Annotated in this window: 18 protein-coding genes; 7 read left to right on the plus strand and 11 right to left on the minus strand. The window is 61.0% G+C overall.

Features of this window, described 5'->3' with window-relative positions; genetic code table 11:
- Window positions 1–71: 71 nt before the first annotated feature.
- The 3 genes from mfd to HX824_RS03285 are packed head-to-tail and all read left to right on the plus strand — an operon-like array spanning window position 72 to window position 6,802.
- Window positions 72–3,521: a transcription-repair coupling factor gene (mfd, locus tag HX824_RS03275; protein WP_003218956.1), complete on the plus strand. Its 3,450-nt coding sequence runs from the start codon at window positions 72–74 to the stop codon at window positions 3,519–3,521.
- A gap of 11 nt (window positions 3,522–3,532) precedes the next feature.
- Complete coding sequence (locus HX824_RS03280) at window positions 3,533–4,102, plus strand: CsiV family protein (RefSeq protein WP_003218957.1); 570 nt, start codon at window positions 3,533–3,535, stop codon at window positions 4,100–4,102.
- A 9-nt stretch (window positions 4,103–4,111) separates the two neighbouring features.
- Window positions 4,112–6,802, plus strand: a complete 2,691-nt coding sequence (locus HX824_RS03285) for a DEAD/DEAH box helicase (protein ID WP_003218960.1) — start codon at window positions 4,112–4,114, stop codon at window positions 6,800–6,802.
- 112 nt (window positions 6,803–6,914) lie between these two features.
- Here HX824_RS03285 and nagZ read toward each other — a convergent pair whose 3' ends face one another.
- Together nagZ and HX824_RS03295 are read right to left on the minus strand one after the other, a co-directional pair.
- The gene (nagZ, locus tag HX824_RS03290) at window positions 6,915–7,925 is read right to left on the minus strand and encodes a beta-N-acetylhexosaminidase (RefSeq protein WP_102605709.1); all 1,011 of its coding nucleotides are present in this window, start codon (window positions 7,923–7,925) and stop codon (window positions 6,915–6,917) included.
- A 170-nt stretch (window positions 7,926–8,095) separates the two neighbouring features.
- Window positions 8,096–8,803 carry a TetR/AcrR family transcriptional regulator gene (locus HX824_RS03295; RefSeq protein ID WP_102368389.1) on the minus strand — a complete coding sequence of 236 codons (708 nt, stop codon included), beginning with the start codon at window positions 8,801–8,803 and terminating at the stop codon, window positions 8,096–8,098.
- A 262-nt stretch (window positions 8,804–9,065) separates the two neighbouring features.
- On the opposite strand from HX824_RS03295, the gene lexA reads away from it, so the two are divergent.
- Together lexA and sulA are read left to right on the plus strand one after the other, a co-directional pair.
- Window positions 9,066–9,674 (plus strand): transcriptional repressor LexA, encoded by a 609-nt coding sequence (gene lexA, locus HX824_RS03300; RefSeq protein WP_003172575.1) that lies wholly within the window; start codon window positions 9,066–9,068, stop codon window positions 9,672–9,674.
- A gap of 10 nt (window positions 9,675–9,684) precedes the next feature.
- Window positions 9,685–10,158, plus strand: a complete 474-nt coding sequence (gene sulA / locus HX824_RS03305) for an SOS-induced cell division inhibitor SulA (protein WP_003218967.1) — start codon at window positions 9,685–9,687, stop codon at window positions 10,156–10,158.
- A 112-nt stretch (window positions 10,159–10,270) separates the two neighbouring features.
- Here the strand turns inward: sulA and HX824_RS03310 are convergent, their stop codons facing one another.
- The 7 genes from HX824_RS03310 to HX824_RS03340 form a co-directional block, all read right to left on the minus strand.
- Complete coding sequence (locus HX824_RS03310; protein WP_003218969.1) at window positions 10,271–10,504, minus strand: hypothetical protein; 234 nt, start codon at window positions 10,502–10,504, stop codon at window positions 10,271–10,273.
- A 188-nt stretch (window positions 10,505–10,692) separates the two neighbouring features.
- Window positions 10,693–11,214: a DUF6586 family protein gene (locus HX824_RS03315; RefSeq protein ID WP_003218971.1), complete on the minus strand. Its 522-nt coding sequence runs from the start codon at window positions 11,212–11,214 to the stop codon at window positions 10,693–10,695.
- Between the two features lie 126 nt (window positions 11,215–11,340).
- Window positions 11,341–13,962: a type I DNA topoisomerase gene (gene topA, locus HX824_RS03320; RefSeq protein ID WP_003218973.1), complete on the minus strand. Its 2,622-nt coding sequence runs from the start codon at window positions 13,960–13,962 to the stop codon at window positions 11,341–11,343.
- A gap of 114 nt (window positions 13,963–14,076) precedes the next feature.
- The gene (locus HX824_RS03325) at window positions 14,077–14,313 is read right to left on the minus strand and encodes a DUF1653 domain-containing protein (protein WP_008437597.1); all 237 of its coding nucleotides are present in this window, start codon (window positions 14,311–14,313) and stop codon (window positions 14,077–14,079) included.
- A gap of 98 nt (window positions 14,314–14,411) precedes the next feature.
- On the minus strand, window positions 14,412–15,587 hold the full coding sequence (gene fadA / locus HX824_RS03330; RefSeq protein WP_003218978.1) for an acetyl-CoA C-acyltransferase FadA: 1,176 nt from the start codon (window positions 15,585–15,587) through the stop codon (window positions 14,412–14,414).
- 29 nt (window positions 15,588–15,616) lie between these two features.
- On the minus strand, window positions 15,617–17,764 hold the full coding sequence (fadB, locus tag HX824_RS03335; protein WP_003218979.1) for a fatty acid oxidation complex subunit alpha FadB: 2,148 nt from the start codon (window positions 17,762–17,764) through the stop codon (window positions 15,617–15,619).
- A gap of 452 nt (window positions 17,765–18,216) precedes the next feature.
- Window positions 18,217–18,654, minus strand: coding sequence for a hypothetical protein (locus HX824_RS03340; RefSeq protein ID WP_003218981.1), 438 nt, complete (start codon window positions 18,652–18,654; stop codon window positions 18,217–18,219).
- A 103-nt stretch (window positions 18,655–18,757) separates the two neighbouring features.
- Between HX824_RS03340 and HX824_RS03345 the strand changes: the two genes are divergently transcribed.
- Complete coding sequence (locus HX824_RS03345; protein WP_003218985.1) at window positions 18,758–19,195, plus strand: universal stress protein; 438 nt, start codon at window positions 18,758–18,760, stop codon at window positions 19,193–19,195.
- Between the two features lie 198 nt (window positions 19,196–19,393).
- Here the strand turns inward: HX824_RS03345 and HX824_RS03350 are convergent, their stop codons facing one another.
- Entirely contained in the window at window positions 19,394–21,313 is a 1,920-nt protein-coding gene (locus tag HX824_RS03350) for an ATP-binding cassette domain-containing protein (RefSeq protein WP_003218986.1), read from the minus strand.
- 212 nt (window positions 21,314–21,525) lie between these two features.
- Between HX824_RS03350 and HX824_RS03355 the strand changes: the two genes are divergently transcribed.
- The gene (locus HX824_RS03355) at window positions 21,526–23,454 is read left to right on the plus strand and encodes a transglycosylase SLT domain-containing protein (RefSeq protein ID WP_008437594.1); all 1,929 of its coding nucleotides are present in this window, start codon (window positions 21,526–21,528) and stop codon (window positions 23,452–23,454) included.
- 63 nt (window positions 23,455–23,517) lie between these two features.
- Here the strand turns inward: HX824_RS03355 and HX824_RS03360 are convergent, their stop codons facing one another.
- Window positions 23,518–25,326 carry an ABC transporter transmembrane domain-containing protein gene (locus HX824_RS03360; RefSeq protein WP_177054129.1) on the minus strand — a complete coding sequence of 603 codons (1,809 nt, stop codon included), beginning with the start codon at window positions 25,324–25,326 and terminating at the stop codon, window positions 23,518–23,520.
- Between the last annotated feature and the right edge of the window lie 129 nt (window positions 25,327–25,455).

Here is a 25,455-nt window from a genome sequence, read left to right on the forward strand (position 1 = left end):
GCAACTGACAGGCGGCACTCCGGGCCGTTACAATTACCGACTTTGTCGCAACGCTTGGAGCTCAACCTTCCGTGCCCGTTCTGCGTCTACCGCTTCTCCCTGCCGCGGCAGGTAAACAGCACTGGGGCAATCTGCCCGGTGCCGCCCTGAGCCTGGCCATCGCCGAGGCTGCCAGCGCTGCCAAGCGCTTTACCCTGCTGCTCACCGCTGACAGCCAAAGTGCCGAGCGGCTGGAACAGGAGCTGAGTTTCTTCGCCCCCGATTTGCCGGTACTGCATTTCCCGGACTGGGAAACCCTGCCCTACGATCTGTTCTCGCCGCACCAGGACATCATTTCCCAGCGCATCGCCAGCCTGTACCGCTTGCCGGAACTGGCCCACGGCGTGCTGGTGGTGCCGATCACCACGGCCCTGCACCGCCTGGCACCGACCAAGTTCCTGCTGGGCAGCAGCCTGGTGCTGGATATCGGCCAGAAGCTCGATGTGGAGCAAATGCGCACCCGGCTTGAGGCCAGCGGTTATCGCTGCGTCGACACGGTGTACGAGCACGGTGAGTTCGCCGTGCGTGGCGCGTTGATCGACCTGTTCCCGATGGGCAGCAAACTGCCCTACCGGATCGACCTGTTCGACGACGAAATCGAAACCCTGCGCACCTTCGATCCGGAAAACCAGCGCTCCATCGACAAGGTGCAGTCGATCAAGCTGCTGCCGGCCCGGGAATTCCCGCTGCAAAAAGACGCGGTCACGCGCTTCAAGGCACGTTTCCGCGAGCGCTTCGACGTGGACTTCCGTCGCTGCCCGATCTTCCAGGACTTGAGCAGCGGGATTACCCCCGCCGGTATCGAGTACTACCTGCCGCTGTTCTTCGACGAAACTTCCACGCTCTTCGATTACCTGCCCCAGGACACCCAGGTGTTTTCGCTGCCAGGCATCGAACAGGCGGCGGAGAATTTCTGGAATGACGTGCGCAACCGTTATGAAGAACGCCGCGTCGACCCGTCCCGTCCTTTATTGCCACCGGCCGAACTGTTCCTGCCGGTGGAAGACTGCTTCGCCCGCCTGAAAAACTGGCCGCGGGTAGTCGCCAGCCAGCAGGACGTGGATGCAGGCGCCGGCCGCGAGCGCTTCCCGGCGCAAGCGCTGCCGAACCTGGCGATTGAAGCCAAGGCCAACCAGCCGCTGGAAGCACTGTCGAATTTCCTCGGTGACTTCCCCGGCCGCGTGCTGTTTACCGCCGAGTCCGCCGGGCGCCGCGAGGTGCTGCTGGAGCTGTTGGAACGCCTGAAGCTGCGGCCGAAAACCGTCGACAGCTGGCCGGACTTTGTCGCGAGCAAGGATCGCCTGGCGATCACCATCGCACCGCTGGACGAAGGGCTGCTGCTGGACGACCCGGCCCTGGCACTGATTGCCGAGAGCCCGCTGTTCGGTCAACGGGTGATGCAGCGTCGCCGCCGCGAAAAGCGCGCCGATGCCAACAACGATGCGGTGATCAAGAACCTCACCGAGCTGCGCGAAGGCGCGCCGGTGGTGCATATCGACCACGGCGTGGGCCGTTACCTGGGCCTGCAGACCCTGGAGATCGACAACCAGGTGGCCGAATTCCTCACCATGGAATACGCCGAGGGCGCCAAGCTCTACGTGCCCGTGGCCAACCTGCACCTGATCGCCCGCTACACCGGCAGCGACGACGCCCTCGCGCCGTTGCACCGCCTGGGCTCCGAGACCTGGCAGAAAGCCAAGCGCAAGGCCGCCGAACAGGTACGCGATGTGGCCGCCGAGTTGCTCGACATCTATGCCCGTCGCGCCGCCCGCGAAGGTTATGCGTTTGCCGACCCAAAAGCCGACTACGCCACCTTCAGCGCCGGCTTCGCCTTCGAAGAAACCCCGGACCAGCAAACCACCATCGACGCCGTGCGCGCCGACATGCTGGCGCCCAAGCCGATGGACCGCCTGGTGTGCGGCGACGTGGGCTTCGGCAAGACCGAAGTGGCAATGCGCGCAGCGTTTATTGCGGTGCACGGTGGCCGCCAAGTGGCGATCCTCGTCCCCACCACCCTGCTCGCCCAGCAGCACTACAACAGCTTTCGCGACCGCTTTGCCGACTGGCCGGTGACTGTGGAGGTGATGAGCCGCTTCAAATCGGCCAAGGAAGTGAATGCGGCCATCGCCGACCTGGCGGAAGGCAAGATCGACATTGTCATCGGCACTCACAAGCTGCTGTCGGATGACGTGAAGATCAAGAACCTCGGGCTGGTGATCATCGACGAAGAGCACCGCTTCGGGGTTCGCCAGAAAGAACAGCTCAAGGCCCTGCGCAGTGAAGTCGACATCCTGACGCTCACCGCCACGCCGATTCCGCGCACGCTGAACATGGCGGTGTCGGGCATGCGCGACCTGTCGATCATCGCCACGCCGCCGGCGCGCCGGTTGTCGGTGCGCACCTTCGTCATGGAGCAGAACAAAAGCACGGTCAAGGAAGCCCTGCTGCGCGAGTTGCTGCGCGGCGGCCAGGTGTACTACCTGCACAACGATGTAAAAACCATCGAGAAATGCGCCGCCGACCTCGCCGAACTGGTGCCGGAAGCACGGATCGCCATCGGCCACGGGCAGATGCGCGAGCGCGAACTCGAGCAGGTGATGAGCGACTTCTATCACAAGCGCTTCAACGTGCTGATCGCCTCGACCATCATCGAGACCGGCATCGACGTGCCGAGCGCCAACACCATCATCATCGAGCGCGCCGACAAGTTCGGCCTGGCGCAGCTGCATCAGTTGCGCGGCCGGGTCGGGCGCAGCCACCACCAGGCGTATGCCTATCTGCTGACGCCGCCGCGCCAGCAGATCACTTCCGACGCCGAGAAGCGCCTGGAAGCGATCGCCAACACCCAGGACCTCGGCGCCGGCTTTGTGCTGGCCACCAACGACCTGGAAATCCGCGGCGCCGGCGAACTGCTGGGCGACGGCCAGAGCGGGCAGATCCAGGCCGTCGGCTTCACCCTGTATATGGAAATGCTCGAGCGCGCGGTGAAGTCCATCCGCAAGGGCGAACAACCGAACCTCGACCAACCGCTGGGTGGCGGCCCGGAGATCAACCTGCGCCTGCCGGCGCTGATCCCCGAAGACTACCTGCCGGATGTGCACGCGCGACTGATCCTGTACAAGCGCATCGCCTCGGCCACCGACGAAGAAGGTCTCAAGGACCTTCAAGTGGAGATGATCGATCGCTTCGGCCTGTTGCCGGAGCCGACCAAGAACCTGGTGCGCCTGACCCTGCTCAAACTGCAGGCCGAGCAACTGGGCATCAAGAAGGTCGACGCCGGGCCGCAAGGTGGGCGTATCGAATTCGAAGCGCAGACGCCGGTGGACCCACTGGTGCTGATCAAGCTGATTCAGGGCCAGCCCAATCGCTACAAGTTCGAAGGGGCTACGCTGTTCAAATTCATGGTGCCGATGGAACGCGCCGAAGAACGCTTTAATACACTGGAGGCGCTGTTTGAGCGCCTCATCCCGAAATCTGCTTGAAGGACACCCCAATGCGCCTGTTCCGCATTTTGAGCTTGTTGTTGGTGGTCGTTGCCCCTTCGGCGTTCGCCGACAGCCCGTACCTGGTGGAGATGATCCTGGTGCGCCAGAACGCCGAGCCGGTGATCAACAGCCGTGCGGCGCCGGAAAACTGGGACGCCGGCGCACCACGCCTGGGGACTGACAAAATGAGCCCGCCACGATTGGGCAATATTGTCGAGAAGCTGCAAGCCAGCAGCGACTACACCGTATTGCTGCACAAGTCCTGGGAACAGAATCTCGGTGAGCAACCGGTGAAGCTGGCCATCAGCGATGGCCAGGAACAGTTCGGCCAGTTCCCCATCGAAGGTACCCTGAACCTGCAGCTTGGACGCTTTACCGATATCGACGCAGACTTCTGGGTCAACCAGTTCGACGCCAACGGCAGCGTCATCGCCAGCGAACACCTCAGCCAGCAAGACGTGCGCACAAAGAACAACCAGCTCAACTACCTGGACGGCGGCCACCTCGCCCTGCTGATCAAGATCACTTCGCTGACCGCCAAGCCGCCCAGCGCTCCACCGCCCGATGTCCAGGACTGATCCAGCACCATGCCCCTGACGTCGTCGTTGACCAAACCCCTGGCCCCTTCGTGGGCCAATCGCTTTAAAGAGCAAAGCCTCGAGCGTGGCCGGCGCTACGCCCTGGAAAACCGTGTGCGTATCGTCGAGTCCGGCGACAGCACCATCATTGCCAGCTGCGAAGGCTCGGGTGGCAATGTCTACCGCCAGACCATTTCGCTGCGCGAATCCGCCAAGGGCACGTTGATCCTGGTGGACAGCCGCTGCACGTGCCCCGTGCACACCAACTGCAAACACATCGCCGCCGTGCTGCTCAAGGTCCAGGAAACCCTGGCCTACCCGGCGGCGGCCCAGGATGCCGAGTTGCTGGAGAAGCTCCAGGCGGTGCTGGATAACCGCGTGGTGTTGCCGCAAGTGGTGATGGAAGACGTGCAACCGGTGCCGCGCCTGTGGCTGGCGAGTATCGAGTTCAGTGCCTTCGAACCGCGCAACGGCAAGATGCAGCGTTATATCCAGCATCGCGCGGCGTTGTCCTTCAACTATTTGGGCAACTACGTCAGCGGCCAGAAGAACGCCGACATTATCGTGCGCCAGGAACAGCAGAGCCTGCGGATCAAGCGCCACCCCGAGGTGGAGCAGCAGTTTCGCGAACAGCTGCGCCTGCTGGGCTTCAAGATCGCCACCCGCCAGAGCAAGGCCCTGCCGGAAAGCGCCGGCGAGCTGTTCGAGATGGTCAATGACAGCGCGTGGCTGAACTTTACCCTGAATGCCTCGCCGAACCTGCGCGCCCAGGGTTGGGAACTACAGATCGACGAAGATTTCGGTTTTGACCTGAGCGCCGTCGACGACTGGTACGCCAGCGTCGACGAGATGCCGGAGCGCGACTGGTTCGACTTGGAGCTGGGGATCATCGTCAACGGCGAACGCCTGAGTCTTCTGCCGATCCTGTTGAACCTGATGCGCTCTCACACCGAGATCCTCAACCCGGAAAAACTCGCCCGGCGCCGTGATGACGAACTGATCCTGGTGAACATTCCCGGCCTGCCCAACGGCCACGGCCCGCTGCAAGTGGCGCTGCCTTATGGCCGGCTGAAACCGGTGCTGGCAACCCTGGGCGAGTTCTACCTGCAAGAGCCCGGCACCACCGCGCTGCGCCTGGCCAAGGCCGACGCGATTCGCCTGAACCCGCTGGAAGACCTGCCGCTGCAATGGGAAGGCGGCGAAAAGATCCGCAACTTCGCCCAGCGCCTGCGGGACATCAAGGATTTCAGCTGCGAAGCGCCGGAAGGCTTGAACGCAACGTTGCGCCCTTATCAACTGGAAGGCCTGAGCTGGATGCAGTCGCTGCGCCAACTCGACGTCGGCGGGATTCTCGCGGATGACATGGGCCTGGGCAAAACCCTGCAAACCCTGGCGCATATTCTCAGCGAGAAAATCGCCGGACGCCTGGACCGCCCGTGCATGGTGGTGATGCCCACCAGCCTGATCCCGAACTGGCTCGACGAAGCGGCGCACTTCACGCCGCAGCTCAAAGTCATGGCGTTGTACGGCGCGGGGCGCAAGAAACATTTCCCTCAGTTGCAGGACTACGACCTGCTGCTGACCACCTACGCCCTGCTGCCCAAGGACATCGAGCAACTGGCCGCCCTGCCCTTGCACGTGCTGATCCTTGACGAAGCGCAGTACATCAAGAACCCCAACAGCAAGGCGGCCCAGGCGGCCCGCGAGCTGAATGCCCGCCAGCGCCTGTGCCTCAGCGGTACACCGCTGGAAAACCACTTGGGCGAGCTGTGGTCGCTGTTCCACTTCCTGCTGCCGGGTTGGCTGGGGGACGTGAAGAGCTTCAACCGCGATTACCGCGTACCGATCGAAAAGCGCGGCAGCGATGTGCGATTGCAGCACCTCAATGGTCGGATCAAGCCGTTCCTGCTGCGTCGCACTAAGGAACAGGTGGCGACCGAGCTGCCGCCCAAGACCGAGATCATCCACTGGGTCGACCTCAACGAAGCCCAACGCGACGTGTACGAAACCATGCGCCTGGCGATGGACAAGAAAGTCCGCGACGAGATTACCCGCAAGGGTGTGGCGCGCAGCCAGATCATCATCCTGGAGGCGCTGCTCAAGTTACGCCAGGTGTGCTGTGATTTACGCCTGGTCAATGATGCAACCCTGCCGGCAAAGGGCAGTAGCTCGGGCAAACTCGACAGCTTGATGGAGATGCTCGAAGAGCTGTTTGCCGAAGGGCGCAGGATTCTGCTGTTTTCCCAGTTCACTTCGATGCTGAGCCTGATCGAGGCCGAGTTGAAGAAGCGTGGCGTGGCTTATGCGCTGCTTACCGGTCAGACGCGGGATCGGCGCACGCCGGTGAAAGACTTCCAGAGCGGCAAGCTGCAGATCTTCCTGATCAGCCTGAAGGCAGGCGGCGTCGGACTTAACCTGACGGAAGCCGACACGGTGATTCACTACGACCCGTGGTGGAACCCGGCCACGGAGAACCAGGCCACCGACCGTGCGTATCGCATCGGCCAGGAAAAGCCGGTATTCGTCTACAAGATGATTGCCCGGGGCACCGTGGAAGAGAAAATCCAGCATTTGCAGCAGGAAAAGTCTGATCTGGCGGCGGGCGTTCTGGATGGGCGGACGACGGGGGATTGGAAGTTGGGGAATGAGGATATCGAGGCGTTGTTTGCGCCGTTGCCTCATAAGCAGGAAAAGCGCTGACTGTTAGATCGCCTTCGCGAGCAAGCCCGCTCCCACATTTGACCGCATATACCCTGGAGGAATGCGGTCGGATGTGGGAGCGGGCTTGCTCGCGAAGGGCGCACCGCAGTTGTCAGTCGATCAACTGAGCATCCCGCAGCGCACCCAACGCCGCCAACCAACGCGGATCCTGCTTGTACTCGGTCGACGCCACCGCCTGGCCACGCATCCGCGCGATACGCGCCGACGGCGTGACCTTCATGCGCTGGGCAGCACTCAGGGCCAGCTCGGCGGCCGCGCGGTCGTTGCACACCAGGCCCATGTCGCAACCGGCAGTCAACGCCGCTTCGATACGACTGGCAGCATCACCGACCACATGAGCCCCCGCCATCGACAGGTCGTCACTGAAGATCACCCCGTCGAACTGCAACTCGCCACGCAGGATGTCCTGCAACCAGCGCCGGGAGAAGCCGGCCGGTTGCGCGTCCACTTGTGGATAAATCACATGGGCCGGCATGACGGCTGCCAGTTGCCTGCTCAGGCGCGCGAAAGGCACCAGGTCATTGGCGCGAATCTGTTCCAGGCTGCGCTCGTCGTTGGGAATGGCGACGTGGGAATCGGCTTCGGCCCAGCCGTGGCCGGGGAAGTGCTTGCCGGTGGCCGCCATACCGGCGCTGTTCATGCCACGGATGAAGGCGCCCGCGAGCACGGCGGCGCGCTCGGGGTCGCCTTCGAAGGCGCGAGTGCCCACAACGGCGCTGCGTTGGTAATCGAGGTCCAGCACCGGGGCGAAGCTCAGGTCCAGGCCAACCGCCAGCACTTCGGTTGCCATGATCCAACCGCACTGCTCGGCCAGTTGCTCCGCATTCGGGTTGTCGGCCAAGGCACGCATCGCCGGCAGACGCACAAACCCCTGACGCAAGCGTTGCACTCGGCCGCCTTCCTGATCGACCGCCAGCAACAGGTCCGGGCGCACGGCGCGAATCGCCGCGCTCAATTCACGCACCTGCCGAGGATGCTCGATATTGCGTGCAAAAATGATCAGGCCGCCCACCTCGGGCTGACGCAACAAGTGGCGATCCTCAGCCGTCAGCCAGGTGCCGGCAACGTCCACCATCAAAGAGCCTTGCAGGGCTTGGGTCATATAGCTTCCTTAAATAACGCGCGCAGCCCGAAGCCCCCGCGAGATCGCATCGCCAGGATTGAACCTGGAGACGGACGCTCAGCAAGCGCAACGGGCTGTGGATAAATAGCTGAAATCGGCATGGGCGGCTAGCTTAGCGGATGCAAGCGGCCGCGCACACCCGGGAGGGGTTAAACCTTGGCCGGGGCCGGTGCTGACTTGCTGCGCGGGCGCAATTGGGCGGCGGCCATGGCCTGGTCGGTGACGCCGGTTTCGGCACGCATGCCGGCGGCGAGAAACGGCACCATCAGGCGCATGACCTGCTCGATGGAGGTGTTGACGCCGAAGTCGGTCTCGGCAATCGCACGCAGTGCCTTGATCCCGGACATGCTGAATGCCGCGGCACCGAGCATGAAGTGCACGCGCCAGAACAGTTCGATTGGCGGGATACGCGGGGCGGCTTCGTTGACCAGCAACATATAGCGGCGGAACACCTTGCCGTACATGTCTTCCAGATAGCGGCGCAGGTGGCCCTGGCTCTGGCTGAACGCCAGGCCCAACAGGCGCATGAAGATCGACAGGTCGTTGCCGCTGCGTGGCTGAACCACCAGGGCTTGTTCGACGAGGATCTCCAGCAGGTCTTCCAGGCTTGGCTTGTTTTCAGGCTTGGCCTGGCGACGCTCCAGCTCACGGTCGAGGCTGATGCAGAAAGGCCCCAGGAACCGAGAGAACACGGCCTGGATCAGCGCCTTCTTGGAGCCGAAATGGTAGTTCACTGCCGCCAGGTTGACCCCGGCCTTGCTGGTAATCAGCCGCAATGAAGTTTCAGCAAATCCTTTTTCCGCGAACAACTGCTCGGCAGCATCGAGAATGCGTTCAACGGTTTCCGACTGGGCCATGGCTACTCCGCCTGACAAACACTTGTTTGAAACATACGTTTCAAGCTATGTCTTGTCAAGCCTGCAGGTCGGTTTGCGGCTGGCCGGTCAGCTATTTCATAGCCATTTAATCACATTCGCCAAGGTCTGTAGGCAGCGCTGTCTCCAGTGTGTAGGACAGGTGATAAATGACCGTCCAGCGGAGTGACTGAAAACGGTGATTGCCAAGCGCAGTCCACTGTATATAATCCCAGTCACTGTATAAAAAGACAGAGCGATCAACATGCTAAAACTGACGCCACGCCAAGCTGAGATTCTGGCTTTTATCAAGCGCTGCCTCGATGACAACGGCTACCCGCCGACCCGAGCGGAAATTGCGCTGGAACTGGGATTCAAGTCACCCAACGCCGCTGAAGAACACCTCAAGGCCCTCGCCCGCAAAGGCGCGATCGAGATGACTCCGGGTGCTTCACGCGGTATTCGCATCCCTGGCTTCGAAGCCAAGGCCGACGAGTCGACACTGCCGATCATCGGCCGCGTCGCAGCCGGTGCGCCGATCCTGGCGCAACAGCACGTCGAGGAATCCTGCAACATCAACCCGACCTTCTTCCATCCCCGTGCCGACTACCTGTTGCGGGTCCATGGCATGAGCATGAAGGACGTGGGCATTTTCGACGGCGACCTGCTGGCCGTCCACACCACACGTGAAGCCCGCAATGGCCAGATCGTCGTCGCCCGTATCGGCGATGAAGTGACGGTCAAACGCTTCAAGCGCGAAGGCAGCAAGGTCTGGCTCCTGGCCGAGAACCCCGAATTCGCGCCGATTGAAGTGAACCTGAAGGATCAGGACCTGGTGATTGAAGGCTTGAGCGTCGGCGTTATTCGCCGCTAACGGAGGCATCATGCAGTTCCTACAGACCCCACAACACACTCAACTGTCGCTGTTTGAGGCCTTTATGGCCCAGCCCCTTGCGCCCATCCTCAAGGAAGTGGTCGAAGCGCCCTGGAGCGCCGAACCCGAGGCGTTCAGTGAACTGTCGTTGCGCGGTGCTGCCGGGAACTGCCTGAGCCTGTTGGCGCCGATCCTTCGCGAACTGAGCGAGGAACAGGACGCCCGCTGGCTGACGCTGATCGCCCCGCCATCCAGCCTGACCCAGGCCTGGTTGCGGGATGCCGGCCTGAACCGCGAACGCATCCTGTTGCTGCAACCCCGTGGTGCTCAAAGCGCCCAGCAGTTGACCTGCGAAGCCTTGCGCCTGGGCCGTAGCCATACGGTGGTCAGCTGGCTGAACCCGCTGACCACAGCGGCCAGGCAGCAACTGATCAGCGCCGCCCGCACAGGTGATGCGCAAAGCTTGAACATTCGGTTGGGATAAAACGATACGCGGGTAACTGACAGCTGTCAGGATCCGCCATGACGCGAGGCTTCTTCAGAATTGAGAAGCCGATCTGCACAATTGAAGCCTGTAAAAAAGTCGACAGACGGACTCAGTGAAGAATCCGCGGGCCGTCTTCCTTTTCCGGTTCGCCTTCAGCCAGGCGCCCCGCCATCTGCACACCTACGCTCAACATGGCTTTTGCCACTTCCACGTGCTGGCCCTGCAGGAACGCTTTTGCGTCCTCGGAAAAATCCAAGATCACCAGAGAACCCTCGTCCTCAGCCCGGCGCAGCTCGATTCGGCCGTCGGGCAACTCAACAATTTCCAGAAAGGACGTTGGCATAAAAGTCTGTTCTCCACGAAAGGCCGGCATTATATCAGTCTTGTGGCGAGCGGGCTTGCCCGCATTGGGCTGAGCCGCGGCCCTCCGACAGCTGACACTGCCAGGCCTGAAAAGCCTTGGGGCTGCTTCGCAACCCAGCGGGAGCAAGCTCCCTCGCCACAAGAGCGGTAGTTGTCAGCGAGAAGCCTTCAGCATTCGTTCAATCCATCCCGAAACCGAATGGCCAACTTCTTCAGCTCCTGCCGCCAGCTTTCCAGCTCTTCCCGGCTCAACGGCTCGGGTCCTTCTTCGTCCAGGCTTACGGCCACGATCAGCGGCTGGGTCACATCGCCTTTGGGCGTGTGCTTCACCCGTGGCGGTTGGAACATCTCCGCGTGGGCTACCAGCAAGCGCGCCAGCCAACTGTCCGGGCTTTGCGCCATCTCCACCAGTTCGGCCAACTCCGGGATGGCCATGGACTCCAGCACATCCCGGTGGATGATCATTTCCGCACGCGGCGAGCCGGCCTGCGGCAGACGGTAGAACCCGGCAATCTCATGGCACAAGCCAAGCAAGGCGCCATACAGGTGGAACAGCGCGGCTTCACGCCCGGCCTGTACCAGCGCGATAGCGTTCATCTCCTTTCCTTCCTCGGCACGGCCAAGGGCTTCCAGGGACAAACCCGCGAAGTAAATTTTCTGGTTGGTACGGGTATAGAGTTCGTTGGCCATGAAGGCAGTCTCCACAACGAATAAGGCGTGATGCTGGCTGAACAGTGTCACGGATCAGCCAAGGCCACTGCAAGCGCAAAAAAAGGCCGCCTATCAAGGCGGCCTTTGTGCATGTAGCTGATCGTATCAAGCGCCCTGGCGCTTGTCCTCGACCTTCCACTTGCCACCGTCGTAGAACGCTTTCCAGCCGGTAGGCTTGCCTTCCACTTCGGTCTGCACGTACTGCTCCTTGGTCTTGCGGCTGTAGCGGATTACGGACGGGCGACCGTCCGGGTCCTTCTTCGGCGCTTCACAGAGGAAGTGGTACTTCGGATCGATCTCGTCCTTGTGGGGCACGATCTCCATCACCAGCGGAGCACGGGTCTCGCGGTTTTTCGGGAACTGGCTGGCAGCCAGGAACAGCCCCGAAGCGCCATCACGCAGGATGTAGGTGTCGTTGACCTTCTCGCACTTGAGTTCAGGCATCTTCACCGGGTCCATCTTCGGCGGCGCCGCGTCACCGCTTTTCAGCAGTTTGCGGGTGTTCTTGCACGTCGGGTTGGTGCAACCGAAGAACTTGCCGAAACGGCCGGTCTTGAGCTGCATCTCGCTGCCGCACTTGTCGCATTCCAGGCTCGGGCCTTCGTAGCCCTTGATGCGGTAAGTGCCTTCTTCGATCTCGTAGCCGTTGCAATCCGGGTTGTTACCGCAGATGTGCAGCTTGTGCTTCTCGTCCAGCAGGTAGGCATCCATTGCCGTGCTGCAGATCGGGCAACGGTGCTTGCCACGCAATACCAGTGACTCGGATTCACCCTCGTCATCGGCCGCGATTTCATCGCCCGGCACCAGGTTGACGGTGGCCTTGCAGCGCTCTTTCGGCGGCAGGCTGTAACCCGAGCAACCGAGGAACACACCGGTGGAGGCGGTACGAATCTGCATCGGGCGACCGCAGGTGAGGCACGGAATGTCCGTCATCACCGGCTGGTTGGCCCGCATGCCGTTCTCGGCGCTTTCAGCCACTTCAAGTTTCTTCTTGAAGTCGCCGTAGAACTCGTCGAGCACGTTTTTCCAGTCGCGTTCGCCCTGGGCCACGTCATCGAGGTTCTCTTCCATGCCGGCGGTGAAGCCGTAGTCCATCAGGTTGGAGAAGCTCTCGGACAGGCGCTCCGTGACGATGTCGCCCATCTTTTCCGAGTAGAAACGACGGTTGTGCAAGGCCACGTAGCCGCGGTCCTGGATGGTGGAGATGATCGCCGCATAGGTCGAAGGACGACCGATACCGCGTTTTTCCATCTCCTTGACCAGGCTGGCTTCCGAGTAACGCGCCGGCGGCTTGGTGAAGTGCTGGGACGGGTCGAGCTTGATCAGCTTCAACACATCGCCCTGCGCCATGTCCGGCAGTACATCGTCGTCGCCCGGCTTGGCGATTTGCGGCATCACGCGGGTATAACCGTCGAACTTGAGGATACGGCCCTTGGCACGCAGCTCGAAGTCACCAGCACCCACGCTGACAGTCGTCGACAGGTATTGCGCCGGCAGCATCTGGCACGCCAGGAACTGGCGCCAGATTAGCTCGTAGAGGCGCTCAGCGTCGCGCTCCATGCCGCTCAGCTTGCTTGGCTCGGTGTTGGCGTCGGAGGGACGAATCGCTTCGTGAGCCTCTTGTGCGCCTTCCTTGCTGCTGTAGACGTTCGGCTTCTCCGGCAGGTACTTCTTGCCGAATTCGCTTTCAATATAAGTACGCGCCATCGCCACCGCGTCTTGCGACAGGTTGGTGGAGTCGGTACGCATATACGTGATGTAGCCCGCTTCATACAGGCGCTGGGCCATCATCATGGTCTTCTTCACCCCGAAGCCCAGGCGGTTGCTCGCGGCCTGTTGCAGGGTGGAGGTGATGAACGGCGCCGACGGCTTGCTGCTGGTGGGCTTGTCTTCACGCTTGACGATGCTGTAGCTGGAAGCCTTGAGCTTCTCCAGCGCGGCCATGGCCTGGGCTTCGTTGAGCGGCTTGAAGGCCTCGCCTTTCTCGCGGGCCACTTCAAAGCGTACGTTGTTGCCCTTGGCAGTGCCCAGGTCAGCGTGCACTTCCCAATATTCTTCAGGGTTGAACGCACGAATCTCGCGCTCACGCTCCACCACCAGCTTTACCGCAACCGATTGCACACGGCCGGCGGACAGGCCACGAGCGATTTTCGCCCACAGCAGCGGCGAGACCATGTAACCCACGACGCGGTCGAGGAAGCGACGGGCCTGCTGGGCATTGACGCGGTCAATGTCCAGTTCGCCCGGCTTGGAGAAGGCTTCCTGGATCGCCTTCTTGGTAATTTCGTTGAACACCACGCGCTTGTAGCGGCTGTCGTCACCCCCGATGGCTTCCCGCAGGTGCCAGGCAATAGCCTCCCCTTCGCGGTCCAAGTCGGTTGCGAGATAGATGGTGTCAGCATCCTTGGCGAGCCGGCGCAGCTCTTCGATGACCTTTTCCTTGCCCGGGAGGATCTCGTACTTGGCTTTCCAGCCATGATCGGGATCGACACCCATGCGCGAGACCAGCTGCTTGCGCGCTTTCTCTTTAGGCGTGAGCACCGGACCTTCGCCCGCAGCCGCCTTGCCGCGCTTGGCGGCAGGCTCCTTGCTGGCGCTAGCCGAACCGCTGGTGGGCAGGTCTCGGATATGGCCGATACTCGACTTCACCACGTACTCGTTACCCAAGTACTTGTTGATGGTCTTGGCCTTAGCCGGGGATTCCACAATGACCAGCGATTTGCCCATGGATCGGAAAATTCCTGAATTCGAGAAGTGAAAGGCGGTTGGCGCCTGACGCGGCAACGCTATATATAGTGGCAACAAGGTGAGGTCAAGCGCAGCATTCTGCGCGGCCTGCCTTTATTGCACGGAAAAAAGGCTGGGTTCGGCCTGCATCAAAGCAAAGCGCGGGACCTGTTCGCCGTCAACTTCGACGGTCTCCAGGAACATGCTCAAGGGACGCACCCAAAAGCCGTAATCGCCATACAGTGCTTGGTAGAACACCACTTCCTCTTCGGTCTCGGAATGCCGCGCCACATTAAAAACGCGGTACTGCGGACCTTTATAATGCTGGTAGAGCCCTGGTTCGACTTTCATGCTCTGGCCCTCTTACAAAATTTGTTAAAAAAAAAATATAAAAAATTCCAAAAAACAAAAACCGGGGCACTGGGCCCCGGCTTCCGTCAACGAAACGTTTAGATACGTTCGAAGACGGTGGAGATGCCTTGGCCGAGGCCAATGCACATGGTTGCAACCCCAAGGTTGCCGCCATTTTGCTTCATCACGTTAAGCAACGTGCCGGAGATACGAGCGCCGGAACACCCAAACGGGTGACCCAAGGCAATCGCGCCGCCGTGCAGGTTAACCTTCTCGTTCATCTTGTCGAGCACTTTCAAATCTTTCAGCACTGGCAGGGCCTGGGCGGCGAAAGCTTCGTTGAGCTCGAAGAAGTCGATGTCGGAGATAGTCAGGCCTGCGCGCTTCAATGCTTTTTGTGTGGCCGGTACTGGACCATAGCCCATGATTGCCGGGTCCACACCTGCGACTGCCATCGAACGAATCACGGCCATCGGCTGGATACCCAGGTCCTGGGCACGCTGGGCCGACATCACGATCATGCACGAAGCACCGTCAGTGATCTGCGACGAAGTACCGGCTGTCACGGTGCCGCCCTTTGGATTGAAGGCCGGCTTCAGGGCCGCCAGGCTTTCCAGGGTGGTGTCCGGACGAATGGTTTCGTCGTAGTCGAACAGTTTCAGGAAACCGTTCTCGTCGTAGCCGTTCATCGGGATGATTTCATCCTTGAACTTGCCTTCCACGGTTGCCTTGTGGGCCAACTGGTGGGAACGCAGGCCGAATGCATCCTGGGCTTCGCGGGTAATGCCGTGCATTTTGCCGAGCATTTCAGCGGTGAGGCCCATCATGCCCGAGGCTTTCGCCGCGTACAGGGACATGTGCGGGTTCGGATCCACACCGTGCATCATGCTGACGTGGCCCATGTGCTCCACGCCGCCAACCACGAACACATCACCGTTACCGGTCATGATCGCTTGGGCAGCGGTGTGCAGCGCGCTCATGGACGAGCCACACAGGCGGCTGACGGTCTGGCCGGCAGCGGTGTGCGGGATCTGCGTCATCAAGGAAGCCATGCGGGCGATGTTCCAGCCCTGCTCCAGGGTCTGGTTGACGCAGCCCCAGATCACGTCTTCGACTTCGTTCGGGTCGACCTTGACGTTGCGTTCCAGCAATTTGCTGATCAGGTGCGCCGACATGTCTTCGGCACGGGTGTTGCGGTGCATGCCGCCCTTGGAGCGGCCCATCGGAGTACGACCGAAGTCGACAATCACGACGTCTCTTGGATTCAAGCTCATAAATATTCTCGCTCTAGTCGTCTGGGCACTTAACCGAAGAAGCTCTGGCCGTTCTTGGCCATCTCGCGCAGCTTCGCAGTCGGGTGGTACAGCGGGCCCAGATCAGCGTATTGATCAGCCAGGGCAACGAACTCGGCCACACCGATGGAATCGATGTAACGCAGCGCACCACCACGGAATGGAGGGAAACCAATACCGTAGACCAGGCCCATGTCGGCCTCGGCTGCGGTTTCAACGATGCCGTCTTCCAGGCAACGCACGGTTTCCAGGCACAGGGCGATCATCATCCAGTTGACGATGTCCTCGTCGGACACTTCACGCTGTTCGTAGATGACCGGCGCGAGTACTTCGTGAACCGATGGGTCGGCCACTTTCTTCTGCTTGCCCTTCTTGTCGGTCTCGTAGGCGTAGAAGCCCTTGCCATTCTTCTGGCCCAGGCGCTTGGCTTCGTAGAGCGCGTCGATCGCCGAGCGGCGGTCGTCTTTCATGCGGTCCGGGAAGCCTTCAGCCATTACGTCGCGACCGTGGTGGCCGGTGTCGATGCCGACCACGTCCATCAGGTACGCCGGGCCCATTGGCCAGCCGAATTTTTCCATGACCTTGTCGATGCGCACGAAGTCCACACCGGCGCTGACCAGCTTGGCGAAACCGCCGAAGTACGGAAACAGTACGCGGTTGACCAGGAAGCCCGGGCAGTCATTGACGACGATCGGGTTCTTGCCCATTTTCTTGGCGTAGGCAACGGTGGTGGCAACGGCCAGCTCGCTGGACTTCTCGCCACGGATCACTTCCACCAGCGGCATCATGTGCACCGGGTTGAAGAAGTGCATGCCGACGAAGTTTTCCGGACGCTTGAGCGCCTTGGCCAGCAAGGTGATGGAAATGGTCGAGGTGTTGGACGCCAGGATCGTGTCTTCTTTCACCTGGGCTTCAACTTCAGCCAGTACCGCCTGCTTGACCTTCGGGTTCTCGACAACCGCTTCGACCACCAGGTCGACGTGGCCGAAATCACCGTAGGACAGGGTCGGACGAATGCCGTTAAGCACTTCAGCCATTTTCGCTGCAGTCATGCGGCCTTTATCAACGCGGCCTACCAGCAGCTTCGCGGCTTCTGCCAGACCCTGCTCGATGCCGTGCTCGTTGATGTCTTTCATCAGGATCGGCGTGCCTTTGGACGCCGACTGATAGGCGATACCGCCGCCCATGATACCGGCGCCGAGTACGGCAGCCTGTTTAACGTCGCGAGCGATTTCGTCGTAGGCCTTGGCCTTTTTCTTCAGTTCCTGATCGTTCAGGAACAGACCGATCAAGCTCTGCGCGGCAGAGGTCTTGGCCAGTTTGACGAAGCCGGCAGCTTCGACTTCCAGGGCTTTGTCGCGACCGAAGTTCGCGGCCTTCTGGATGGTCTTGATCGCTTCAACCGGCGCCGGGTAGTTCGGGCCGGCCTGGCCAGCCACGAAACCCTTGGCGGTTTCGAACGACATCATCTGTTCGATGGCGTTGAGCTTGAGTTTTTCCAGCTTTGGCTGACGCTTGGCCTTGTAGTCAAATTCGCCGCTGATGGCGCCCTTGATCAGGTTCAGCGCGGCTTCGGCCAGCTTGTCGGGAGCCACCACAGCATCCACGGCGCCGACTTTCAGCGCGTCTTCAGCACGGTTTTCCTTGCCGGCGGCAATCCACTCGATGGCATTGTCGGCACCGATGATGCGCGGCAGGCGCACGGTACCGCCGAAGCCTGGGTAGATGCCCAGCTTGACTTCCGGCAGGCCGATTTTCGCGGTGGCAGACATCACGCGGAAGTCGGCGGCCAGGCACATTTCCAGACCGCCGCCCAGGGCGATGCCATTGATCGCGGCAACGGTCGGCACGTTGAGGTCTTCGAAATCGCTGAAAATCTTGTTGGCTTCGAGGTTGCCAGCCACAAGCTCGGCATCGGGCAGCTTGAAGTTGTCGACGAATTCGGTGATGTCAGCGCCGACGATGAACACGTCCTTGCCGCTGGAGACGATCACGCCCTTGACCGAAGCATCTGCTTTGATGGTGTCTACGGCCTGACGCAATTCATTCAGGGTTAGACGGTTGAACTTGTTGACGGACTCACCCTTGAGGTCGAATTTCAATTCGACGATGCCACTTTCAAGAGCCTTAACCGTGATGGCTTTACCTTCGTAAATCATCAACTGATCTCCACGATATGGAAGCTGAACAGTACACGTCGGACGCAGGATTCAGCGTAGGCACTGACGTTACCGTCGATGCTAACGCCAAGTTGCCAGGCACACCCGCCAACGCGATAGTCGGGATTCTGTACGAACGGTCTGAAAGACAAACGATCAATTCATACGCCCGTTTGATTTGGGTACGTCACCTTCAGCCAAATCCGATGAATTGTCAATCGCTCGAAAGGGCCGCAAAAACGCGACTTTTCAGTCATTTCAGAACCAGGGGCAGCCGGCATCGCCCCGCCAATGTTTAATCATTCGCGAAATCAATAATGTGAATTTTGATTTAAAGGGCTGTACAGAACCGAATATGCGGCTAGGCTAGCGGCACGTAAAACGAATTACCGGCCTGCCTGGCCAACTCCAGCCCGATGATGCTTTCGGGCTTTTTAATGCCCGCAGGAATCTCAGGCCAGCGCCTTGAGCACCGCGTCAATGTCCTGCAACACGCTCAACTCGCCCTTCTCGCCCCAGTACAGGGTGATCATTTGCTTGTCGGCTTCGACTTTGTAGACGTTCGCCGGCAGCGTCGCAAAATGTGGCAACAACTTTTCATCGACGCAGGTTTCCTGCCACTGATTGACCCAAACCCCTGGCTCCAACTGCCAGTAACTCCAGGTCACCCGCGTGGTGCCACGCCGTGGCCGGTGATACTGGGCACACGGGCTTGGCGGCTCGTGCTTGAGCCAGTGTGGCCATTCCTGGGGCGTCAGTTGCATGGCCAGGCCAATGCGCCGCGCCTCCATGCGCAAAGCCATGCGCCCGCTCGAATGGCGCGAAGGACGCAGCCACGCCAGGGGGCTTAAAACCAGCGCAAGGATTGACACCACTATCCAGACCGTCATATGTGTACTCCCGAATTTCTTGATGAGCGGATTTGACTGACGCAACCCCATCCGCTTGAAACCAGCCATACTGAACTTATCGCTTTCCCTTGGAGGACTCCTCATGCCCTACGAACATATTCTGGTCGCCGTGGACCTGACCGAAGAATGCGACCCCGTGATCAAGCGGGCCGTAGGCCTTGCAGGCGACTCGGTGAAGCTGTCCCTGGTGCATATCGTCGAACCGATGGCCATGGCCTTTGGCGGCGATGTGCCGATGGACCTTTCCCAACTGCAACAGCAGCAGTTCGACCAGGCCAAGGAACGCCTTGACCGGCTGATCAACAAGTACCCTGCCCTGAAAAAAGACCAGAGCCACCTGACCTACGGCCAGCCGCGCCAGGAAATCCACCACTTGGCCAAGGAGCAAGGTTGCGACCTGATCGTGGTCGGCAGCCACGGCCGTCACGGCCTGGCCTTGCTGCTGGGCTCCACCGCCAATGACGTGCTGCACGGCGCACCTTGCGATGTGCTGGCCGTGAAACTGGTCAAGAGCTCGTAAGACCAACGGCAATCCAATGTGGGAACGGGCTTGTGTGGGAGCGGGCTTGCTCGCGAAAGTGGTGGATCAGTCGACAAATATATGGACTGACACACCGCATTCGCGAGCAAGCCCGCTCCCACATCTGAACCGCGTTTCATACAAAAAACCCGGCGCTCATACAAATGAGCGCCGGGTTTTTTATTGCGCTTGAATCACTCAGGCATCCAGCTCGGCCCAGCGTTCAACCAGGGCTTCAAGCTCGCTGTTAAGCTGCTCGAGGGATGCAATCACCTTGGCGGTTTCTGCAGCCGGACGCAGGTAGAAACCCGCGTCAGCCATTTCAGCTTCAACGGCAGCAATCTGCTGTTCCTTGGCGTCGATATCACCCGGCAGTGCTTCCAGCTCACGTTGCAGCTTGTAGCTGAGCTTCTTCTTCGCAGCAGGTGCTTCCTGGGCTGGTGCCGGAGCAGCAGCCACTGGAGCAACCACGGCCGAGGTCAAGTCAGCCTTGCCGGACTTGCTCTCGGTCACGCCCAGCAGGCGCGGCGAGCCGCCCTGGCGCAGCCAGTCCTGATAACCACCGACGTATTCACGCACCTTGCCTTCACCTTCGAAGACCAGGGTGCTGGTGACCACGTTATCGAGGAATGCCCGGTCGTGACTGACCATCAGCACGGTGCCGTTGAAGGTCAGCAGGACCTCTTCCAGCAGTTCCAGGGTTTCCACGTCGAGGTCGTTGGTCGGTTCGTCGAGTACCAGCAGGTTGGCTGGCTTGCTGAACAACTTGGCCAGCAGCAGGCGCGCACGCTCACCACCGGACAAGGCCTTGACCGGCGTACGTGCACGCTGCGGGCTGAACAGGAAGTCGCCCAGGTAGCTCAGCACGTGGCGGCTCTGGCCGTCGATGTCGATAAAGTCGCGACCTTCGGCGACGTTGTCGATCACGGTTTTTTCCAGGTCCAACTGGTGGCGCAACTGGTCGAAGTAGGCCACGTCGATGCGCGTGCCCTCTTCCACGGTACCGCTGGTGGGTTGCAGGCCGTTGAGCATCAGCTTGAGCAAGGTGGTCTTGCCGGTACCGTTGGCGCCGAGCAGGCCGATACGGTCGCCGCGCTGCAGGACCATGGAGAAGTCCTTGATCAGGAACGGGCCGTCCGGGTGATGGAAGCTGACGTTTTCCAGCACCATCACTTGCTTGCCCGACTTGTCGGCGGTGTCCAGCTGGATATTGGCCTTGCCGGTGCGTTCACGGCGCTCGCTGCGCTCGACACGCAGGGCTTTCAGGGCACGTACGCGGCCTTCGTTACGGGTGCGGCGGGCCTTGATGCCCTGGCGGATCCAGACTTCTTCCTGGGCCAGCTTCTTATCGAACAGGGCATTGGCGGTTTCTTCCGCAGACAGCGCGGCTTCCTTGTGCACCAGGAAACTGGCGTAGTCGCCGTTCCAGTCGATCAGGCCGCCACGGTCCAGTTCGAGGATGCGGGTTGCCAGGTTCTGCAGGAAGGAACGGTCGTGCGTGATGAACAGCACGGCGCCCTGGAAATCCTTGAGGGCTTCTTCAAGCCAGGCGATTGCGCCGATGTCCAGGTGGTTGGTCGGTTCGTCGAGCAGCAACAGATCCGGTTCGGAAACCAGGGCCTGGGCCAGCAGGACGCGGCGACGCCAGCCGCCGGACAATTCGGCGAGGGTCTTGTCGGCGGGCAGTTGCAGGCGGCTCAGGGTGCTGTCGACCAATTGCTGCAAGCGCCAGCCGTCGCGGGCTTCGAGGTCTTGCTGGACGTGCATCAGCTTGTCCAGGTCGGCTTCGGTGACGCAGTTCTGCGCCAGGTGATGGTATTCGGCGAGCAGTGCGCCCACGCCGTCGAGGCCTTCGGCAACCACGTCGAACACTGTCCGTCCGTCGGCCACCGGCAATTCTTGCGGCAATTCGCCAATCTTGAGGCCCGGGGCGCGCCAGACAGAGCCGTCATCGGGCTTCTGGTCGCCTTTTACCAGCTTCATCATGCTGGACTTGCCGGTGCCGTTGCGGCCGATGATGCACACCCGCTCACCACGGGCGATCTGCCAGGACACCTTGTCCAACAACGGCATAGCGCCGAAAGCAAGGGACACATCGCTGAATTTGAGCAGGGTCATACGCTTCTCCAAAAACTGGGCGCGCATTCTACCTGACTTAGGGCTCGAGGCGGCCGGCATTTTCGCCGCTGACACGTTCTGTTGGACATTTCAGATGAACTTGAACGAAGCGACCGGCAAAGCTTTCACCGGTTGCGGGCAAAAGGCTAAGCTAGGGGCAATCAGTGTCGGCGACGTCGGCACTAGTCCAGATTCCTCTGCACGGACGTCTCATGCGCAGTCGCCTTTTCAGCTTTTTATCTTGTCTGCTTCTTTCTGCCACCGCCGTTCAATCCGCCCAGGCCGTGGACCTCACCACCCAACGTCAATATTACGATGAAGCCAAACGAGCCCTCGCCAAAGGCGACAGCGGCCCGTATTTCCAATACAGCCAGGCCCTGGCCGACTACCCGTTGACGCCGTACCTCGCCTACGACGAGCTCACGGCGCGACTGAAAACCGCCAGCAACGAGGAGATCGAACAATTCCTCGCCAAGAACGGCGACCTGCCCCAGGCCAACTGGATGAAACTGCGCTGGTTGCGCTGGCTGGCCGACCGTGGCGACTGGCAAACCTTTGAAAAGTACTACGACGCCAAACTCAATTTCGTCGAACTGGACTGCCTCCATGGCCAATTCCAGCTGACCCACAACCAAAAAGCCGAAGGTTATAAAACCACCGAGAAGCTGTGGCTGACCGGTAAATCCCAGCCTGCGGCCTGTGATGCCACCTTTGGCCAGTGGGCCGCCGACGGCCAACTGACCGAACAGAAGATATGGGACCGCGCCAAGCTGGCCGCCGAAGCCCGCAACTATCCGTTGGCCAACAGCCTGGTGAAGACCCTGCCGACCCTCGGCGCCCAGGGCCGCCTGATGGTGGACGTGGCGCAGAAGCCCGACATGCTCGGCGACCCATCGCGCTTCCTGCCGGCCAACGAAGCCATGTCCGATGCCGTAGGCCTGGGCCTGCGCCGCCTGGCACGCCAGGACCCGGACAAGGCCATGGCCCTGCTCGACGGTTATGCCAGCAGCATGCACTTCTCTCGTGACGAAAAAGTGTCGATCGCCCGGGAAATCGGCCTGACCCTGGCGCGTCGCTACGACCCGCGCGCCCTCGACGTGATGACCAAATACGATCCGGAACTGCGGGACAACACCGTTTCCGAATGGCGCCTGCGCCTGCTGTTGCGCCTGGCCCGCTGGGAAGACGCCTACCAGTTGACCCGCAAGCTGCCCCAGGACCTGGCCACCACCAACCGCTGGCGCTACTGGCAGGCCCGCAGCCTGGAACTGGCAGAGCCGAAGAACCCGCAAGCCCTGGTGATGTACAAGGGCCTGGCCAAGGAACGAGACTTTTACGGTTTCCTGGCGGCGGATCGCTCCCAGTCCCCGTACCAACTGAACAACAAGCCACTGGTGATGAGCCAGGCGCTGATGAACAAGGTACGCAACACACCGGGCGTGCGCCGCGCCCTGGAGTTCTACGCCCGTGGCCAGATCGTTGATGGCCGCCGCGAGTGGTACCACGTCAGCCGGCATTTCAACCGCGACGAAATGGTCGCCCAGGCCAAGCTGGCCTATGACATGAAGTGGTACTTCCCGGCGATCCGCACCATCAGCCAGGCGCAGTACTGGGACGACCTGGACATCCGCTTCCCGATGGCCCACCGCGACACCCTGGTGCGCGAAGCCAAGGTCCGCGGCGTGCATTCCAGCTGGGTATTTGCGATCACCCGCCAGGAAAGCGCCTTCATGGACGACGCACGCTCCGGCGTCGGCGCCACCGGCCTGATGCAACTGATGCCCGGCACCGCCAAGGAGACTGCGCGCAAGTTCAGCATCCCGCTGGCTTCGCAACAGCAGGTGCTCGACCCGGACAAGAACATCCAGCTCGGCGCCGCCTACCTGAGCCAGGTCCACGCCCAGTTCAACGGCAACCGCGTGCTCGCCACCGCCGCCTACAACGCCGGCCCGGGCCGTGTGCGTCAATGGCTGCGCGGCGCCGATCACCTGAGTTTCGATGTGTGGGTGGAAAGCATTCCGTTCGACGAAACCCGCCAGTATGTGCAGAACGTGCTGTCTTATTCGGTGATCTACGGGCAGAAGCTCAATGCACCGCAGCCGCTGGTGGATTGGCATGAGCGGTATTTTGATGATCAGTAAGTAACGCTGTCCCATAAAAAATGCCCGCATTGAGAGATGCGGGCATTTTTTGTGGGCGGTGAATCAGTGGGTGGTCGACTCACCATCACTGAACTGCAACGCCGCCAGCCGTGCATACAGCGGATTGCTGGCGATCAGTTGCTGATGCGTCCCCACCGCCACCAGCTTGCCCTGGTCCATCACGGCAATCCGGTCGGCATTCTTCACGGTGGCCAGCCGGTGGGCTATGACCAGGGTGGTGCGCCCTTCCATCAACTGCGGCAGCGCCTGCTGGATCAGGTGTTCGCTCTGGGCGTCCAGCGCGCTGGTGGCTTCGTCCAGCAACAGGATCGGTGCATCCACCAACAAGGCCCGGGCGATGGCCAGGCGTTGGCGCTGGCCGCCGGAGAGGCCCATGCCGCCGTCGCCCAGGTGGGTCTGGTAGCCGTCGGGCATTTGCAAAATGAAGTCGTGGGCGTGGGCGATGCGCGCCGCCTCCTCGACCTGGGCAAAGGTGGCCGTCGGATTGCCGTAGCGGATGTTCTCCTCAACGCTGCCGAAAAACAGCGCCGGGCTCTGGGACACCAGGGCGAAACAGCAGCGCAGGTCCAGCGGATCCAGCTCGGTCAGCGGGTGGCCTTCAAGCAGGATGCGGCCTTGCTGGGGATCGTAGAAACGCAGCAACAGATCGAACATCGTCGATTTACCCGCACCGGACGGACCGACCAGGGCCAGGGTTTCGCCGGCATTGATGCTCAGGCTCAAGCCGTCGATGGCAAAACGATCCGGACGCGACGGATAGGAGAAGCGCAAATCCTGGATTTCCAGGCGGCCACTGACCCGCTCCGGCAACTTGATCACGTTGGCTTCGGGCGCCTTGATCTCATTGCTCGACTGCAGCAATTCGCCAATCCGCTCCGCCGCACCGGCGGCGCGCTGCAACTCGCCCAACACTTCACTCAAGGTACCGACGGCACTGCCGACGATCAGGCTGTAGAACACGAACGCCGCCAGCTCACCACCGGAAATGCGCCCGCCGATCACGTCCATGCCGCCGACCCAGAGCATCACGCCCACGGCGCCCAGCACCAGCATGATCACCAGGGTAATCAGCCAGGCGCGCTGCACGATGCGTTTGCGGGCGGTGGTGAAGGCCTCTTCCACCGTCAGCGCGAAGCGCTGTTCGTCCTGGACCTGGTGGTTGTAGGCCTGCACGGTCTTGATCTGGCCGAGGGTTTCGGACACATAGCTGCCGACATCGGCGATGCGATCCTGGCTCTGGCGCGACAGGCTGCGCACCCGGCGGCCGAAGATCAGGATCGGCGCCAGCACCAGTGGCAGCGCTATCACGACGATGCTGGTGAGCTTGGGGTTGGTGACAAACAGCAGCACGATCCCGCCGATCACCATCAAGGCGTTGCGCAGGAACAGCGACAGCGAGGAGCCGATCACCGATTGCAGCAAGGTGGTGTCGGTGGTCAGCCGGGACTGGATTTCCGAGCTGCGGTTGTTTTCGTAGAAGCCCGGATGCAGGTAGATCAAGTGGTTGAACACCTGCCGCCGGATGTCCGCCACCACCCGCTCGCCGATCCACGACACCAGGTAAAACCGCGCAAAGGTGCCCACCGCCAGGCCCAGCACCAGGATCATGAACAGACCGATGGATTGGTTGAGCAGGTGCGGCGACTGGGTCATGAACCCCTGGTCCACCAGCAGGCGAATACCCTGGCCCATGGACAAGGTAATGCCGGCGGTGACGATCAGCGCCAACAAGGCGCCCAGGGCCTGCCAGCGGTAGGGAGCGACGAAGCGACTGGCCAGGCGAATCGCGCGGCGTTGACGGGCTGAGAGCATGGAGGGTTTCACCTGAAGGTTGGAGACGGGAACCTGCATAGCTACATGGGGGGAACTTGAGCGAATCACAATGAGTCAGGTTAATTATGCTCACCGAACCTAGGCCCTAGAGGCTATCGGTCTAAGGACCGGCTGGAAATTTGTATCGGTTTCTGCTGGACTGGGCAT

It is taken from the genome of Pseudomonas sp. D4002, assembly GCF_013385665.1.
Classification (GTDB): Bacteria; Pseudomonadota; Gammaproteobacteria; order Pseudomonadales; family Pseudomonadaceae; genus Aquipseudomonas.

What these genes read in the sequence shown, in the direction of transcription:
- HX824_RS03280 (WP_003218957.1), top strand. Translation starts at nt 3,533, where the DNA reads ATGCGCCTGTTCCGCATTTTGAGCTTGTTGTTGGTGGTCGTTGCCCCT.
- HX824_RS03285 (WP_003218960.1), top strand. Translation starts at nt 4,112, where the DNA reads ATGCCCCTGACGTCGTCGTTGACCAAACCCCTGGCCCCTTCGTGGGCC.
- nagZ (WP_102605709.1), bottom strand. Translation starts at nt 7,925, where the DNA reads ATGACCCAAGCCCTGCAAGGCTCTTTGATGGTGGACGTTGCCGGCACC.
- HX824_RS03295 (WP_102368389.1), bottom strand. Translation starts at nt 8,803, where the DNA reads ATGGCCCAGTCGGAAACCGTTGAACGCATTCTCGATGCTGCCGAGCAG.
- lexA (WP_003172575.1), top strand. Translation starts at nt 9,066, where the DNA reads ATGCTAAAACTGACGCCACGCCAAGCTGAGATTCTGGCTTTTATCAAG.
- sulA (WP_003218967.1), top strand. Translation starts at nt 9,685, where the DNA reads ATGCAGTTCCTACAGACCCCACAACACACTCAACTGTCGCTGTTTGAG.
- HX824_RS03310 (WP_003218969.1), bottom strand. Translation starts at nt 10,504, where the DNA reads ATGCCAACGTCCTTTCTGGAAATTGTTGAGTTGCCCGACGGCCGAATC.
- HX824_RS03315 (WP_003218971.1), bottom strand. Translation starts at nt 11,214, where the DNA reads ATGGCCAACGAACTCTATACCCGTACCAACCAGAAAATTTACTTCGCG.
- topA (WP_003218973.1), bottom strand. Translation starts at nt 13,962, where the DNA reads ATGGGCAAATCGCTGGTCATTGTGGAATCCCCGGCTAAGGCCAAGACC.
- HX824_RS03325 (WP_008437597.1), bottom strand. Translation starts at nt 14,313, where the DNA reads ATGAAAGTCGAACCAGGGCTCTACCAGCATTATAAAGGTCCGCAGTAC.
- fadA (WP_003218978.1), bottom strand. Translation starts at nt 15,587, where the DNA reads ATGAGCTTGAATCCAAGAGACGTCGTGATTGTCGACTTCGGTCGTACT.
- fadB (WP_003218979.1), bottom strand. Translation starts at nt 17,764, where the DNA reads ATGATTTACGAAGGTAAAGCCATCACGGTTAAGGCTCTTGAAAGTGGC.
- HX824_RS03340 (WP_003218981.1), bottom strand. Translation starts at nt 18,654, where the DNA reads ATGACGGTCTGGATAGTGGTGTCAATCCTTGCGCTGGTTTTAAGCCCC.
- HX824_RS03345 (WP_003218985.1), top strand. Translation starts at nt 18,758, where the DNA reads ATGCCCTACGAACATATTCTGGTCGCCGTGGACCTGACCGAAGAATGC.
- HX824_RS03350 (WP_003218986.1), bottom strand. Translation starts at nt 21,313, where the DNA reads ATGACCCTGCTCAAATTCAGCGATGTGTCCCTTGCTTTCGGCGCTATG.
- HX824_RS03355 (WP_008437594.1), top strand. Translation starts at nt 21,526, where the DNA reads ATGCGCAGTCGCCTTTTCAGCTTTTTATCTTGTCTGCTTCTTTCTGCC.
- HX824_RS03360 (WP_177054129.1), bottom strand. Translation starts at nt 25,326, where the DNA reads ATGCAGGTTCCCGTCTCCAACCTTCAGGTGAAACCCTCCATGCTCTCA.